This is a genomic window from Pseudoalteromonas ostreae (assembly GCF_018069805.1).
Taxonomy (GTDB): Bacteria; Pseudomonadota; Gammaproteobacteria; order Enterobacterales; family Alteromonadaceae; genus Pseudoalteromonas; species Pseudoalteromonas ostreae.
In genome coordinates this window covers 48,429-61,945 of sequence record NZ_JAGPYN010000006.1, presented here as the reverse complement: position 1 = coordinate 61,945, position 13,517 = coordinate 48,429, and the positions used below count along the sequence as shown (strand labels likewise).

14 protein-coding genes and 1 pseudogene are annotated in these 13,517 nt (G+C 39.3%); 7 read left to right on the top strand and 8 right to left on the bottom strand.

The window, feature by feature from the left end:
- Positions 1-23: 23 nt before the first annotated feature.
- Positions 24-512, bottom strand: coding sequence for a hypothetical protein (locus tag J7338_RS06490; protein WP_210796379.1), 489 nt, complete (start codon positions 510-512; stop codon positions 24-26).
- A gap of 111 nt (positions 513-623) precedes the next feature.
- Here J7338_RS06490 and J7338_RS06485 point away from each other — a divergent pair, with 111 nt between their 5' ends.
- On the top strand, positions 624-1,160 hold the full coding sequence (locus J7338_RS06485; protein WP_210796279.1) for a thioesterase family protein: 537 nt from the start codon (positions 624-626) through the stop codon (positions 1,158-1,160).
- Positions 1,161-1,206: 46 nt separating this feature from the next.
- On the opposite strand, the gene J7338_RS06480 is transcribed toward J7338_RS06485, so the two are convergent.
- Positions 1,207-1,860 (bottom strand): OmpW/AlkL family protein, encoded by a 654-nt coding sequence (locus J7338_RS06480; RefSeq protein ID WP_210796278.1) that lies wholly within the window; start codon positions 1,858-1,860, stop codon positions 1,207-1,209.
- Between the two features lie 237 nt (positions 1,861-2,097).
- On the opposite strand from J7338_RS06480, the gene J7338_RS06475 reads away from it, so the two are divergent.
- From J7338_RS06475 to J7338_RS06465, 3 genes are all read left to right on the top strand, one after another.
- A complete protein-coding gene (locus J7338_RS06475; protein WP_210796277.1) occupies positions 2,098-3,516 on the top strand; it encodes an MATE family efflux transporter in 1,419 nt (472 codons plus the stop codon).
- 281 nt (positions 3,517-3,797) lie between these two features.
- Entirely contained in the window at positions 3,798-4,985 is a 1,188-nt protein-coding gene (gene dapE, locus J7338_RS06470) for a succinyl-diaminopimelate desuccinylase (RefSeq protein ID WP_210796276.1), read from the top strand.
- A gap of 227 nt (positions 4,986-5,212) precedes the next feature.
- A complete protein-coding gene (locus tag J7338_RS06465) occupies positions 5,213-5,884 on the top strand; it encodes a hypothetical protein (RefSeq protein WP_210796275.1) in 672 nt (223 codons plus the stop codon).
- A 123-nt stretch (positions 5,885-6,007) separates the two neighbouring features.
- Here the strand turns inward: J7338_RS06465 and J7338_RS06460 are convergent, their stop codons facing one another.
- From J7338_RS06460 to olsF, 3 genes are all read right to left on the bottom strand, one after another.
- On the bottom strand, positions 6,008-6,715 hold the full coding sequence (locus tag J7338_RS06460) for a response regulator (protein ID WP_210796274.1): 708 nt from the start codon (positions 6,713-6,715) through the stop codon (positions 6,008-6,010).
- A gap of 19 nt (positions 6,716-6,734) precedes the next feature.
- A complete protein-coding gene (locus J7338_RS06455; RefSeq protein ID WP_210796273.1) occupies positions 6,735-8,348 on the bottom strand; it encodes an ATP-binding protein in 1,614 nt (537 codons plus the stop codon).
- 415 nt (positions 8,349-8,763) lie between these two features.
- Entirely contained in the window at positions 8,764-10,476 is a 1,713-nt protein-coding gene (gene olsF / locus J7338_RS06450; RefSeq protein ID WP_210796272.1) for a bifunctional ornithine lipid synthase OlsF, read from the bottom strand.
- A 169-nt stretch (positions 10,477-10,645) separates the two neighbouring features.
- Here olsF and J7338_RS06445 point away from each other — a divergent pair, with 169 nt between their 5' ends.
- Positions 10,646-11,566, top strand: a complete 921-nt coding sequence (locus J7338_RS06445; protein ID WP_210796271.1) for a 2-hydroxyacid dehydrogenase — start codon at positions 10,646-10,648, stop codon at positions 11,564-11,566.
- Between the two features lie 99 nt (positions 11,567-11,665).
- A complete protein-coding gene (locus J7338_RS20925) occupies positions 11,666-11,797 on the top strand; it encodes a hypothetical protein (RefSeq protein ID WP_257325490.1) in 132 nt (43 codons plus the stop codon).
- An 85-nt stretch (positions 11,798-11,882) separates the two neighbouring features.
- Here the strand turns inward: J7338_RS20925 and J7338_RS20920 are convergent.
- From J7338_RS20920 to J7338_RS06435, 3 genes and pseudogenes are all read right to left on the bottom strand, one after another.
- Positions 11,883-12,008 (bottom strand): annotated as a pseudogene (locus J7338_RS20920) (Smr/MutS family protein); the annotation flags it as partial.
- A 147-nt stretch (positions 12,009-12,155) separates the two neighbouring features.
- Positions 12,156-12,401 (bottom strand): hypothetical protein, encoded by a 246-nt coding sequence (locus J7338_RS20765; protein ID WP_145237284.1) that lies wholly within the window; start codon positions 12,399-12,401, stop codon positions 12,156-12,158.
- A 99-nt stretch (positions 12,402-12,500) separates the two neighbouring features.
- Positions 12,501-12,941, bottom strand: a complete 441-nt coding sequence (locus J7338_RS06435) for a hypothetical protein (RefSeq protein ID WP_210796270.1) — start codon at positions 12,939-12,941, stop codon at positions 12,501-12,503.
- Positions 12,942-13,050: 109 nt separating this feature from the next.
- Between J7338_RS06435 and J7338_RS06430 the strand changes: the two genes are divergently transcribed.
- Entirely contained in the window at positions 13,051-13,434 is a 384-nt protein-coding gene (locus J7338_RS06430) for a response regulator (RefSeq protein ID WP_210796269.1), read from the top strand.
- Positions 13,435-13,517 lie beyond the last annotated feature (83 nt).

Here is a 13,517-nt window from a genome sequence, read left to right as displayed (position 1 = left end):
ACTTAAATCAACCGTGTTGGGTACTATTGCTTAGTACCCATATCTTTTGTTACACCGTTAATAGCGATAGTACCGATACCCTCTGGGCTGAACTTAATTAAGATACTGATGTTATTACGGGCAAAAAAGTAATCTTTGTTATCTAAACTGATAACATAGCCTCCTTTCACTGCGCCTTTATATTGACGTTTTTCAAGTTTGATCGTGTGTTCGCCAATTTCCCAGCTGAATCCTTCAATAAAGCCATTATTAAATTCTTGCACCCACACTTGTTGCTCGTCTTTTGCTAGAGTAATAGCAATGGAATAGGATTCAGGTAATTGCATATCATAGCTTTTTTTACCTATAGTAAACTTGCTATTTTGTTGCTGCCAAGCAAACCCAAATTGAAACGGCTTTTCAACCCCAGTTGGATAACGTACGTTGCCTTTGCCTAGGTAGTTAAAGTCGGCCATCGCACTGGTACTCATCAGTGCAAATATCATACTTAAATAAGAAACTGATTTTTTCATCATTTTGCTACTATTATTTATAATCAGAGAATTTTAGAGTAGAGCAGAATATTCTCCAATGCAATACGCTATGCTACACTCACAAAACTGTTAACTGGTAAGACCTTTATTGTGAACTTATATTTTCGTCTGTTATTATTATTTTTTAAAATCAAACGTAACCGTGATTATCAATCATTGCTAGAAACTGTAGATATAGATTACAAAGCGCTGCCGAGTGATTGTGATATTAATTTACACCTGACTAACTCTCGTTATTTAGCAATGATGGATTTAGCTCGCACTTGGATGACAGAACGAGTTGGCTTGCTTGACACGATTATGAAAAAACGTTGGTTTCCTATCGTTAACGCCACGGCTATTACTTATATTCGTGATATTAAACCAATGCAACGCTATACCATTAGCACGCGCTTAGTTGGTTGGGATCATAAGTATTTTTATATTGAGCAAAAGTTTCATTCTGAGCGTGGTTTGCATGCGATCGCCTATGTAAGAGGTGTGTTTAAGCGCAAGCGAGGTGTCGTCAGCGTAGAAGAAATGCTAGAGGCGGTAAACTTTGGCGGTGTTGCGCCTATTTTACCAGCGGAAATTATGCACTGGAAAGAAATGTTAGAGCAGAAAAAAATAACAAATCTTCCCAGCTGATTCTACATACCCAGATAAAAGGTCGTTAGGCCTTTTTAGAGTATGTTTAAAAAGCGTATTTAACCCCTAACATGGCAACTACGGGGTCAATTTTGACTGTTGAAGTAAGTGCTTGTTTACCATTGGCATAAACAGTTGCATCGGTTTCAATATCCATGACTGATATCATCGCATGTACGCCCCAGTTTTGATCTAGCATGTAATTAAAGCCCGCTTGCGCAACAAAACCAAATGAGTTATCAAGTTTTACTTCAACGTTATCGGTGCCAAGTACTGTTTTTAGTGCAGTTGATGGTTGCTCATCAAAAAATACTGTGTAGTTAATACCCACACCAACGAATGGGCGAAATGCTGAAGTGCTTTCTAAAAAGTGATATTGAGCGATCAGTGACGGCGGTAATTGCTTAATGTCTGCTATTTTATTGCCAGCTAAACCACCTGCGCCATTAACTTCATGAGAAAAGGGTGTTGCAGCAACCAATTCTAGAACCCACTGATCATTAAACGCGTAGTCAATTGTAATACCCAATTGTGTATCTGAGCTGCCTTTTAATCCCAAGCTCGGGTCTTCATTGATCACTGAACTACTATTGTCAGGGTTAACATTAATAGCACCGACATTAACACTTAAGTTTGCACTGGCGAAAGGAGACACGATTAAAAGTGAGGTGAGTAACGCTGCGCTAAGTTGTTTTTTCATGCTGTTCTCCGAGAACTACTTTTTGAATTAACGCTATTATCAGTCAAACAAAAAATAAAAAACTGTTCTAGATCAAGCTTTATAGCAGGGTATTAAGCGGCGTAGCGTTTATTTGATTTAGATTAAGGTTTACTTAATTGACGTTTAAAACCGATTGACAGCGCACTCTTTTTTATCGCTATTCATCAATAGGTCAGGAAAATAAGTTATAATTGCTGCTTAAAGCAAGGGTATACAATGAACGAAACCAACCATCTTTTTCTGTCTGGATCTATTAGCAAAGCACTGTTAAAACTTGCTGTTCCTATTATTCTTATCAACATCTTACAATCAGCCTATCAATTAACCGATGCGTTTTGGGTTGGTCGCTTAGGAGCGGCACAAGTTGCAGCGGTGTCAGTCAGTATGCCAGTGACTTTTTTAGTGATTGCGATTGGCTCTGGACTTGCGATGGCGGGAGCTATTTTGTCAGCGCAATATATGGGGGCTGGCCAACAAGATAAAGTAAACCATGTGGCCGCGCAAACAGTGTTAATGGTAACTGTGACAGCCATTTGTTTAGGAGTGATCGGTTATTTGCTCTCGCCTTATTTTTTACATTTACTAGGGGTTGAAGATGCCGTTTATAACGATGCTTTAAAATTTATGCATGTGTCATTTGTGGGTGTGGTATTTGTATTTATTTATGCCATGTTTCAAGCCTTAATGCGGGGTATTGGCCAAACCAAGGTGCCACTGATCATTGTTTCCGTAACAGTGCTACTAAATTTTGTACTGGATCCATTATTTATTTTTGGCTATGGCAGCTTTACAGGTCTTGGGGTGATGGGGGCTGCGTTGGCTACATTGGTGACACAAAGTTTGGCAGCCATTGCTGGCATTATTATTTTTCTGCGTGGTCGCCATGGTATTAAGCTAAAATTATCGAGTTTTATTCCTGATTATAGCTATATTAAACAAGCGTTTTTTTTAGGTGCACCAGGCTCTGTGGAGTTGTCAGCGCGTGCATTTGGTTTGATTATCATGTCTTTTTTAGTGGCTAGTTTTGGTACTCAAACCATTGCTTCTTATGGCGTTGGTTCAAATATATTACAGATGGTGATGATCCCTGCTATGGGACTCTCAATGGCTGTGTCGACCTTGGTCGGACAAAACATGGGCGCAGGTAACCCGCAACGAGCAGAGAAAATTACCAAGCTGGCGGCTCTTTGGGGATTATGTGGCTTGTCTTTTATAGGGGCGATTGCGTATATATTTGCACCTTACCTAGTGGCATTTTTTATCCCTGATGATCAAGGCGTGATAGCCAAAGGTGCGCAGTTTATTCGTATAATGTGCTTAACTTGGGGCGGAATAGGCGTGCAATTATGTGTGGTGGCTGCATTTAGAGCATCAGGGAACATGCTAAATGCGATGTTGTTGGCGCTGTTTTCTCAATGTGTAGTACAGTTTCCGGTGGCGTATATTTTGTCAAAACACACTCCCTTAGGCGATCACGGCATTTGGTACTCGTTTGCTGTCACCAATGTGATCGTCGCATCGCTATCGTATCTGTGGTTTTGCCGTGGTCGTTGGCAACAAACAAAATTGACCAAAGATGATAAAGATATCGCTAAAGTCAGCCAAGAGGCATTTATCGAAGATGGGGCACACTAATACCAATCGACTTAAATATTTAACCATTCTAGCGCACTAAATAAAGCGCTAACTGCGTTAGTAATTTTTCATGTACGACTGCATGGATGCAGAGGTAGAGCAATGCAGGAGCAATTGCCGAGAACAACTATATGTCAAAATTTCTGCCTTGTTACCAGTGTATTTTTCTGTCGCTATAAATGGTCAGTAACTTAAAACGATTGGTATAATCCGTGTTTTCATAAAGCGGTCATAAATTCAGGTTGTAATGAATACACTCTCTCTTAATAAGGGTGTTAATTATGACTTTAGCTATCCAATCTCACACCACGAATGAAGCAATCCACACTGATACTGTGGTCAGTTACCTTCAAAAGCTGATCCAATTTAAATCTGTTACGCCACAGCAAGCCGGGGCAATAGACTGGTTAGCAAAGCAGTTAACAGACCTTGGCTTTAACTGTGAACAGTTTACCTTTAATAATGTTACTAACTTAATAGCTAAAGTAAGCTTTGGTGATGGGCCACGCTATGCTTTTTCGGGGCATATTGATGTGGTCCCCGCATCTGGAGGGGCGTGGCGAGCAGAACCATTTTCAGGTGATATTATCGATGGCGCTATTTATGGCAGAGGCGCTGCTGATATGAAAGGGGGCGTTGCCGCCATGTTATGTGCCAGTCGTGCATTACTGGCTAACGTAGCTGCAAAAAAAGGTACTTTTTACTGGTTGATCACCTCTGATGAAGAAGGGGAGGCGGAATATGGTTCACTACTGATTGCAGAGCGTTTAGCGCAACAGGGCATCCAACTTGACGGCTGCATTGTCGGCGAGCCAACCAGTCATTTACATGTTGGTGATACAATCAAAAATGGCCGTCGAGGTGCACTCTCTGCGCGGTTAGTGATCAACGGCAAAGCAGGGCATGTTGCTTATCCAGAAAACACCATCAATGCAGCTCATCTAAGTGCAGAAGTAATCAAGCGCTTGACTAGCATAACTTGGCAGCGTGACGAGCCAAGTTCACATACGAGCTTGCAAGTAACCGGGATTAATATTGCTAATGTTGTCGATAACATGGTGCCAGCACGATGTGAAATGACATTTAATATTCGTTATAGCCATGATTACAAAAGCAGTGACATAAAAAATGAAATTCAATTCGCGTTAGGCGATTTACAAGCTTTGCTGAGTGTGGAATGGGAGCGTCCGTGTGAGCCTTTTTATACCAATCATCAAACGCGTCGCTGTTTATTGACTCAAGTTGAACAAGCTATTTTTAATGTGACAGGCAGCTATCCTTTATTAAGTACCAGTGGCGGAACTTCTGATGGGCGGTTTTTTGCCAATGATTACACCCAAGTGATTGAATGCGGGGTACGAAATAATACCATCCACCAAGTTAACGAGCATGTGCCTATTAATGACTTACTAAAAATTGAGAAAATATATACACAGCTTTTAGAGCAGGTATTTAGCCGTATCAGCTGACTATAACGCAAGGCCATCATTAAACTGTTCATTATAAACAGACAATTTCTGACAATGTCCGACAAGCGCTGAGAGATGTATCGTAAAGGATATGCTAACATTTTTTCAGTAAATTTCGCTATTCGAAATAAAATACTTAGTAATTGATTAATAAAAAATTATTAAAGTAATAAAAGCGTTTAGTGCGGTTTTTAGCGTTGATAAAATTAAACATTATGGAGATTGTTATGAGCACCAGTAATAAAGGATTTAGTATTGCACTGTTGTTTGGTGTGGCAGCTGCTTTGAGTGGATGTGGTGAAAGCACGGATGAATTAGATGATAAATTAACCCATCAAGCAAATATGTCTTTTATAAATTCATTGGATTATATGGCTGACTTTCATGTCAAAAAAAGGAGTATTAGCATCGGCTACAGTGGTTTATTCGATAGTGATAATATCGCTGCGGGCGATGTAGAGGCCAATGCTGTGGGTAGTCGCTATAACTACAGTTATAAAGTAATCAATAACATGATTAACTTGGGAGTTAAAGATAGTATCAATGCGAATAAAGAGGAACGCATAAATACAACCTTGAGTAATAACGACGATTTATGGGTAATTGCTTGGCAATCTTCAGGTAAGCGGGCTTTGTCTGTCATTGATAAAAAACAAAACAATACTGCAGATGTATTTAATGTGCGTTTATTTGCCAACGGCGAGTATGATGTGTCAATTGATGATAAAAAAGTATTAACTACAAAAAAGGGCAGTGTCACAGCGTTCTTAGCGGTGAGTAATTGTGCTAATGGCCTAAAAGTTGCCAATCAGGCTATCGATTTATGTGCGGGTAATTTTGGCGCTTCATATTTATTAGTTGTCGATAGTAATGGTAAACAAGTAATGGCTGAAGAATAACTTTAGATTAAAACTCCTCTGGTTAGTGTGAAATAGTTGCTGAGATAGATGTATTATCCACAGTTCAAGTCTCTCAAAGGCGCTACTCTCATGTTGGAGATATAGCGCCATATCCCCCTAGAACTACCACGCACTAACTACAAATAAGTAGCCTTTGGAACGGATAGTCTTAATTTTTATTGGGTTACGCGCATTATCACCGAGCTTCTTGCGTAACTGACTAATATGATTATCAACACCACGTTCAATTCCATCATAGTGATAACCTTTTATTTGTTCAACAATGTCACTACGTGACAGAATAACTCCTGCATTTTTAGCAAGCAGTAGCAGTAGGTCATATTCGCCGTCTGTGAGCTGGATATGTTGCGTTGCTAAACAGACAGTTCGGTTGTGCGTATTAATGATTAATTGCCCAAACGTTATAGACTCTTTCGTTTGTGGCTTTATGGCGAGTGGATCTGTGGGATGTCCACGTCTTAAAAAAGCTTTAATTTTTGCCAGTAGTAAGCGAGGTTTCACTGGCTTTAGTAAATAATCGTCGGCACCAATTTCAAGCCCTACAACCTGATCAATTTCTTCTTCTCGTGCAGTAAACATCAAAATATAGCCGCTGTATGACTGCCTTACTTCGCGGCATACCGTTAAGCCATCCTTGTTCGGTAACATAACGTCAAGCAGCACCAGAGCTGGCTGCCACTGAAGAATACGGGAGACCGCATGCTCGCCATTTGATTCTATTTCAACCTGATAGCCTTCAATCGTTAAATACTCTTGAATTGACTCAGCGAGCGGTAAATCATCTTCTACCACTAAAATCTTTGTTTTCATTTCTTGTTCTCTATGTGGATTATCGATGTGTGCGTTTGGCAGGCCAATTTAGTATGAAACATGCACCACCTAAGCTGGATGGCTCAACACTCGCGGTTCCTTCATGCCAGCCTAAAATTTGTTTAACGATTGCAAGGCCTAGTCCGGTTCCACCGACTTGCAAATTACGACTTTGATCTTCTCGATAGAATGGTTCAAATACCTTCTCAGCACAGGGTAAAGGAATACCATCACCGTTATCAGCAACACAAATCAGCCAGCCTTTTGCGGTTTGTTCATAGCTTACTTGAATATGGTTTCTTCCATACGCGATGGCATTGCGCATTAAATTACTTAATGCACGGCTCATATAAAACTTATCAATCATTGCATGGCAAACGCCTTGTTCAAGTAAAACAATCTCAGTATCAGGGTTGGCTTCTTGCCAACAGATTAACTCTTGTTTTATCCAATGATTAAGTTCAACGGTTGCAAATGTAAGAGTGGGTATTTCGCGCTCAAATCGAGCATGTGTAAGCATTTCCGACACTAATGAATTTAGTTCATTCAAAGATAATTCAATCCGCTCTAGTTGCCCTAGTTGATAGTCATTGGCTGTACTATTTCTAAGTAATTCAACATTGAATTCAATGCGTGCGATGGGAGTTCGCAATTCATGTGATACAGCATTGATCAGAGTTTTATGAGAAGAGATAAGGCGTTGTATTTTTTCGGCCATGGTATTAAACGTTTTGGACAAGTGGTTTAGATGGCTAAAACGAATTAGCTTAGCGCGAGCATCAAATTTACCTTGTCCAAGTAATATCGCCACTTTATTGAGCGATAACATAGAGCGCCAGCCAGGAATTAACCATATTATAATTGGTATAAGCAGAAAAAAGCCGAATATAAAATAAAAGATACTTAACATGTACACCACTTTGCCCTTTAGTTGAGGGCTAAAAGGGCCAAGTACAATTACTTTATCGCTATTTTTGATGCGCTGTACGGCAATGTCAGCGGGATAGCCAATAAAATCAGAATCCGCAGTTGATATGGTCACAATAGCTCCTGTTTTTAATTGGGCTATTTGTTGCTCTGTGTAAGTTAACTCACTCAATGTCATCAGTGCAACGGGATATGTAAAAGCATCACTGAGCGAATCAATTATCGACGGCCAGCTCTGCTGTGGGTGTTGCATCAGCATATTATTCAGTAGGTAAAAAGAGCCCATCATCCAACGTTGCGCTTCGTTGATCAGATGCTTAGGAACCGTATTGGGTTTTACAATTACTAATAGCTGTTCGTCATCTATTTTTCGATATGCTAAATCTGCTTGCGGATCACCCCAAATTTTATCCTCTGCGAGCCAAGATTGCTGCTCACTTGAAAAATCATTTTGTTGATAGTCTTGTAAAGTAAGTTCAAAGCCAAAATTAGCTTGTATGGTTTGTAAGTAGGCCATTCTCTGGTGTTTAGGTATGGATTGTAATTGTTGTGCAAGAAGATCCGTAGAGCCTGATGTTAAAAACTCTAAAGCCCATTTTTCAGTAGGGTACCGGACGTTACTTTCAAAATGAGGTATCACCAATAATTGAATGCTAACTACCGAAAAAATAATGATAAAAGATAAAAATAGCAGGGACCTTTTCATAGCTGTTCTGTCAACAATTTGTGTACAACCACTTTATCATATCTGCACATAAAAACTACTTTTGATAGCATACAGCGAACGCAAATTCACGTTACGGGTATATACCCAAACCACCTCAAGATGCGAGTTTCAGTTGGAATTAAAAGTGATTTAGGCAAGGCATTGATTGCAAGTAATAGTGGTTCTATTGTTAAAATCAATAACGCAGTATAAATCGCTTTTAAACCAACCCGTTGGGCGTTTCACAGGAACTTACTCCCATCGTTGTTACTTCTTAAAAGGGATTGCCATTGTTGCAAAGTAACGCCTTGATATTAAGCCCCTGTGAAACGCTGAATTCTGCATCTTGAGGTGGCTTGGGTATAGTAAATAAGCTAGATGGCTGGTCGTCCTTATTTTATACACCTTTGCGTTTTTAGTTCTTTCCTAAATATCTTTTTGCTTTGCTTTCTTTTACTTTTTCAAGATCAACAAGCACTAAGCCATCAATACAATTATTGAAATCAGGATCAACACTAAAACTTAAAAACTGTACGCCGCCAGGCTCACATAGTTCGGTGTATTGTTTAAATAAAGTGGGTACTTGGGCACCCATGTTTGCGAGCACATGTTTGAGCTCAACAAAGTCTTCTTTGACATCATCACCGCTAAATAGATTTGCGCATTGTATGAATTGCTGCTCTGTGAGTTTGAACTCATTATTAGGTGTAGCTATAACCTGCTTAGCGCCGTAATAATGCTGATAATAATGAACTAACATGGCTTTGGCAGGTTCTGGCAACGCGTTCGAGACACTGACTGCGCCGTAGAGATAGCGATACTGAGGATAATTTTTCACAAACGCGCCAATCCCATACCATAAATAATCAAGACTTTTACGACCCCAGTATTTAGGTTGTACAAAGCTGCGACCCAGTTCAATACCTGCAGCAAAGTAAGGAGTCATTGCATCACTGTAAGAAAATAAGCTATCAGTATATAAACCTTTGCGGCCGTGTTTATCAATAATGGCTTGAGCACAAGCAAGTCGGTATGCGCCAACCAATTCAAGTTGTGAGCCGTCCCATAAAACCAAGTGCTGATAATCCATATCGTACTTATCAATATCACGACGCTTACCACTGCCTTCACCAACAGTACGAAACGAAATCTCTCGTAACCGGCCAAGCTCTCTGAAAATCGCTGAGCTGCCTTGATATTGATAAAGGTATATCTGCATGCCGTCTTGAGTTGTGCCTAATAGCTCACACTGTTCGATGGCTTTTTTTAGTTCCTTACGGCATTCTGAGGAAGCGATGGGTGCTTGTGTTTTAAGCGGTAAGGTTTTCTTTGAGGTAAGTGCATAAAGCTGCTTACGGATCAGATTGACTACTTCTTTGTCTTTAAGGTTTTCAATTAAATAAGACTCTGGGGGTATCGATGCGCCAATTTCAAACTCTAATGATTTTTGTCGTTGTTTAAACATTTCTTTAACCAGTAGTAAACTCGCTAAAGGCTTGTAAATCATCGATGTGCCATAAAAAAGTGGGCTATTTTTGGCTTTAATAAAAATCGGTAAAATCGGCGCATTGGCTTTTTTTGCGATCCGTAAAAAACCACTATTCCACTTGCAATCTTTAATTCCGGTAGGGCTTAAACGCGATACTTCACCTGCTGGGAAAATGAGAATGGCTCCAGCTTCTTTAAGGTGCTGGTGGATATTATTGAGTTCTTGCTTTTTACTGGCTCCAGATAAATTATCGACCGGCAGTAATAATGAGTGCATTGGCGTAACTGACATTAACATGCGATTGGCAACGACCTTTAAATCCTTACGAACACTTGATAATACTTTAATTAATGCCAGTGCATCCAAAGAGCCAATAGGGTGGTTAGCAACAATAACTAACTTACCTTCGCTAGGAATATTCTCAATCTGCTTTGGCTTGTAGCGAGTATCAAAATCTAATTCATCCAACACTTGCTCAACAAACTCAATGCCTTGTAAATGCGGGTAGGCATCACCAAATGCAACAAATTCTTGTTCGTGAAGCAAATAACCTAACCCTTTTTTAACTAAACTTTTTACTTTAGGTGAGTTTTCTAATTGTGGTAGATTTGCTGCGATTACTTTATCAACACTGATCATAATTACCTCGTTTGCATATGGTGATCAATATATCGCCAGAGTAAAAGCTTGCCATGACAATTAGGTTGCAGTTGTGTGACTTTTTAAATAGCCGAGTAGTAATTCGATTAGATTAAATGTTTTAACAAAGGTTATACTCTTTACAAATCAACAACTCTATAGGCATAACATGAGCGTACTCGTTGCGATTAGTGGACGTGATTGCAGTAAAATTATGACTGCGTTAGCGACTAAATTACCCGATGTAAAAATTTCACAGTGGCCAGACTGTGATAACTTAGAGGATGTTGAATTTGTGCTTGCTTGGCTGGCACCTGCTGATATGTGGGCACAACTACCAAATTTAAAAGTAGTTTCTTCATTTGGCGCAGGGATCGATAGCATTGATTTAAACTTACTTCCTGACAATGTCGTTGTGACACGCATCGTTGATGAAAATTTAGCTCATGATATGGCAGAGTATGTGCTTACCCATATTTTAGCGCATAAGTTAAGGCTTAAAGATTATGTGATTAAGCAACAACAACGGCAATGGCTGCCAAAACGCGCTTATAGTCATAATCATGTTGTGATTTTAGGTTTTGGTGAGTTAGGACAAAGCTGCGCTAAACGTTTACTGGCTAATAATTTTACCGTAAGTGCATTTTCACAAAGCCCTAAAAATATAGCCGAGGTAAACTGTATTCATCAAGCAAGTGAGTTACCGAGTTTGTTAGCACAGGCTGATTATCTCGTGTGTTTATTACCACTAACCACGCAAACTAAGGGCTTTATTAATCGCAACTTATTAATGCAGCTACCAAGTCATGCCGTGCTCATCAATGTAGCGCGAGGCCAGCACGTCGTTGCAGACGATTTACTTTGGGCATTAGATAATCAAATTATAAGAGGAGCAACATTGGATGTTTTTGCACAAGAGCCATTAGCTGCCGAGCATCCTTTTTGGCATCATTCAGCGGTTACAATGACTCCTCATTGCGCAGCATTGTCTGATCTGGAAACTGTAACGCAGCAGATTGCTAATAATGTACAACGTATGAAAACAGGCCTTAAATTAAATAATCAGGTTGATAGAACAAAAGGTTATTAAAAGTTCAGCGATAATAGTGGCAGTACATCTTGTTAACATCTGTAATTTTAGTTAGTCTAGGTAGTTCAAAAAACACTAACAATAATAATAAGGTGTACAATGAAACAGCATCAAACAGGCGTTAAATTTAGTATTATCGTTATTTCAGTGGTCTTAATGGGTGTGTCTGCATGGTTTAACCAAGCTAATGCAAGTGAACAAGCCCCCGTTTTACAAAGCCAAACAGAGTAAATACAACCAAAAATTGATAACGGAGCCGGGTTAGCGTTTACTATGGCGCACCTGGTTCTCTTTCTTCTTCTCATCACTTTTTTAATTAACATCTGGGGTCTTTTTTTTTGATACCAGTGCCGTGGCGGATCACTACCACACGACAAGTAGGTTTTTGGCAATCAGTAATAAATTCAAATAAGGCTTGGCGTGCGTTTTTTAGTGTTTGGCTATGTAAGTCAAGCGTCGCATCAAGCTGGTATTTAGCTAATCGAAGATTTTAACTTAGTTCATTTTGCTGCCCAAGTTCTATTCGTGTAAAAAAATGCCCTGCCGAGCCAAGCGCGGTAGGGCACATAAAATTATCTAGGGAGAGATATTAATTTTGCGGCACATTTAATTGCCCAAAGGTATAAACCTTGAACAAGTAAAACGTGTTTATCAACACTAAACTCATGTTTGAAATAACACTCGACGACATTAAATCCAAGCTAAATGACAAAAACAGTAAAGCACAAGCGCTGATCGCCGCTACACGCAGTATTGTTAATTGATTGATAAAAAACGCCCCTAATCCTAGGGCTAACAGGATAATATTTAAAAGCCAATCTAGCTCGTTTAGCATGGTTGTATCGTTGTTCAAGTGTTGAAAAAAGGAGCGCCATTATGTTGATATTTTGCGCACCTTTCAACCAAGTAATTTTATATTTTCAGATTAGTTTTTTTAATCCAAAATTAATTTTTGTAATGCAGAAAAAAAGCCAGCTTGTTCAGTTACTCGATATTTTTGACAAGTATCTGGTTGCTTATTGTTTTGACATAAATAAAGGCTATTACGTGCTAAATCGGCATTTGGCTGTAAATTTGAGTCAAATAACATGGCGCCATAACCAAATAGTCCCGGCCAATATACACTCTGCGTTACTAAGCCTGACTTTTCATAGGTCAATAACTGTGGTTTGGGGATAATTAAAATAGCAAACACAATGACACCTGCCACGATAAGCCCTGTACGGTTTTTTTTTGTTTCAGCTAATTCACTACTCGCAGTTTGTGTTTGTGCGACGTTTGTCTGAGTAGGCGCTTTTCGCTTGTTAGTTGTTGTTGGTTTTTTTCGTTGAGGCGTTTTTCCTAGTAAGGATTGTTTTTTTATATTATTTGACATAAAGCAAATCTGGCCTTTTAAGCAGAGCTCTCTATAATGAGATTATTAAATTAGAAAAGTTATTAAGTATAGTAACTTAAACCTAGTTCATAACCTACGGGGATCAACAATGAATACGCAGCTTTCAATTTTAATAGTGGATGATGTGGGAACCGTGCGCAGTTTTCTCCATCAAACATTAATGCACTTAGGTATTGAAAATGTTAAAGAAGCATCGACAGCTGCGCAATGTATCAGTGCTTGCCAAGCGGCCGATTATAATATTATTTTTTTAGATATTGAGTTGCCAGATGGTGATGGTAAAGAGATTATCGCGCAGATCAGCGAAATAAACCCACAAACTAATGTCGTTATGGTATCGGCACACTCAACGGTTGAAAATGTTAAAGATGCAATCGATAAAGGGGCTAAAGGATTTGTGGTAAAACCATTTACACCGAAGAAAATTGCGGCGATGCTGAAAAAGTTTTATCCAGATTTAGACGTTGTTTAACGCAATAGCAGAGTTTAAATAATTTTAAGCGTCAAAGAAAAAATATAAAAAAACCGGCCAAGGCCGGTTTTTTATATTCTAGC

Excerpts from the sequence above, each read along its gene's own strand:
- J7338_RS20925 (WP_257325490.1), top strand. The coding sequence starts at position 11,666 with ATGAAACAGCATCAAACAGGCGTTAAATTTAGTATTATCGTTATTTCA.
- J7338_RS06455 (WP_210796273.1), bottom strand. The coding sequence starts at position 8,348 with ATGAAAAGGTCCCTGCTATTTTTATCTTTTATCATTATTTTTTCGGTA.
- J7338_RS06480 (WP_210796278.1), bottom strand. The coding sequence starts at position 1,860 with ATGAAAAAACAACTTAGCGCAGCGTTACTCACCTCACTTTTAATCGTG.
- J7338_RS20765 (WP_145237284.1), bottom strand. The coding sequence starts at position 12,401 with ATGCTAAACGAGCTAGATTGGCTTTTAAATATTATCCTGTTAGCCCTA.
- J7338_RS06490 (WP_210796379.1), bottom strand. The coding sequence starts at position 512 with ATGAAAAAATCAGTTTCTTATTTAAGTATGATATTTGCACTGATGAGT.
- olsF (WP_210796272.1), bottom strand. The coding sequence starts at position 10,476 with ATGATCAGTGTTGATAAAGTAATCGCAGCAAATCTACCACAATTAGAA.
- J7338_RS06435 (WP_210796270.1), bottom strand. The coding sequence starts at position 12,941 with ATGTCAAATAATATAAAAAAACAATCCTTACTAGGAAAAACGCCTCAA.
- J7338_RS06460 (WP_210796274.1), bottom strand. The coding sequence starts at position 6,715 with ATGAAAACAAAGATTTTAGTGGTAGAAGATGATTTACCGCTCGCTGAG.
- J7338_RS06475 (WP_210796277.1), top strand. The coding sequence starts at position 2,098 with ATGAACGAAACCAACCATCTTTTTCTGTCTGGATCTATTAGCAAAGCA.
- dapE (WP_210796276.1), top strand. The coding sequence starts at position 3,798 with ATGACTTTAGCTATCCAATCTCACACCACGAATGAAGCAATCCACACT.
- J7338_RS06465 (WP_210796275.1), top strand. The coding sequence starts at position 5,213 with ATGAGCACCAGTAATAAAGGATTTAGTATTGCACTGTTGTTTGGTGTG.
- J7338_RS06430 (WP_210796269.1), top strand. The coding sequence starts at position 13,051 with ATGAATACGCAGCTTTCAATTTTAATAGTGGATGATGTGGGAACCGTG.
- J7338_RS06445 (WP_210796271.1), top strand. The coding sequence starts at position 10,646 with ATGAGCGTACTCGTTGCGATTAGTGGACGTGATTGCAGTAAAATTATG.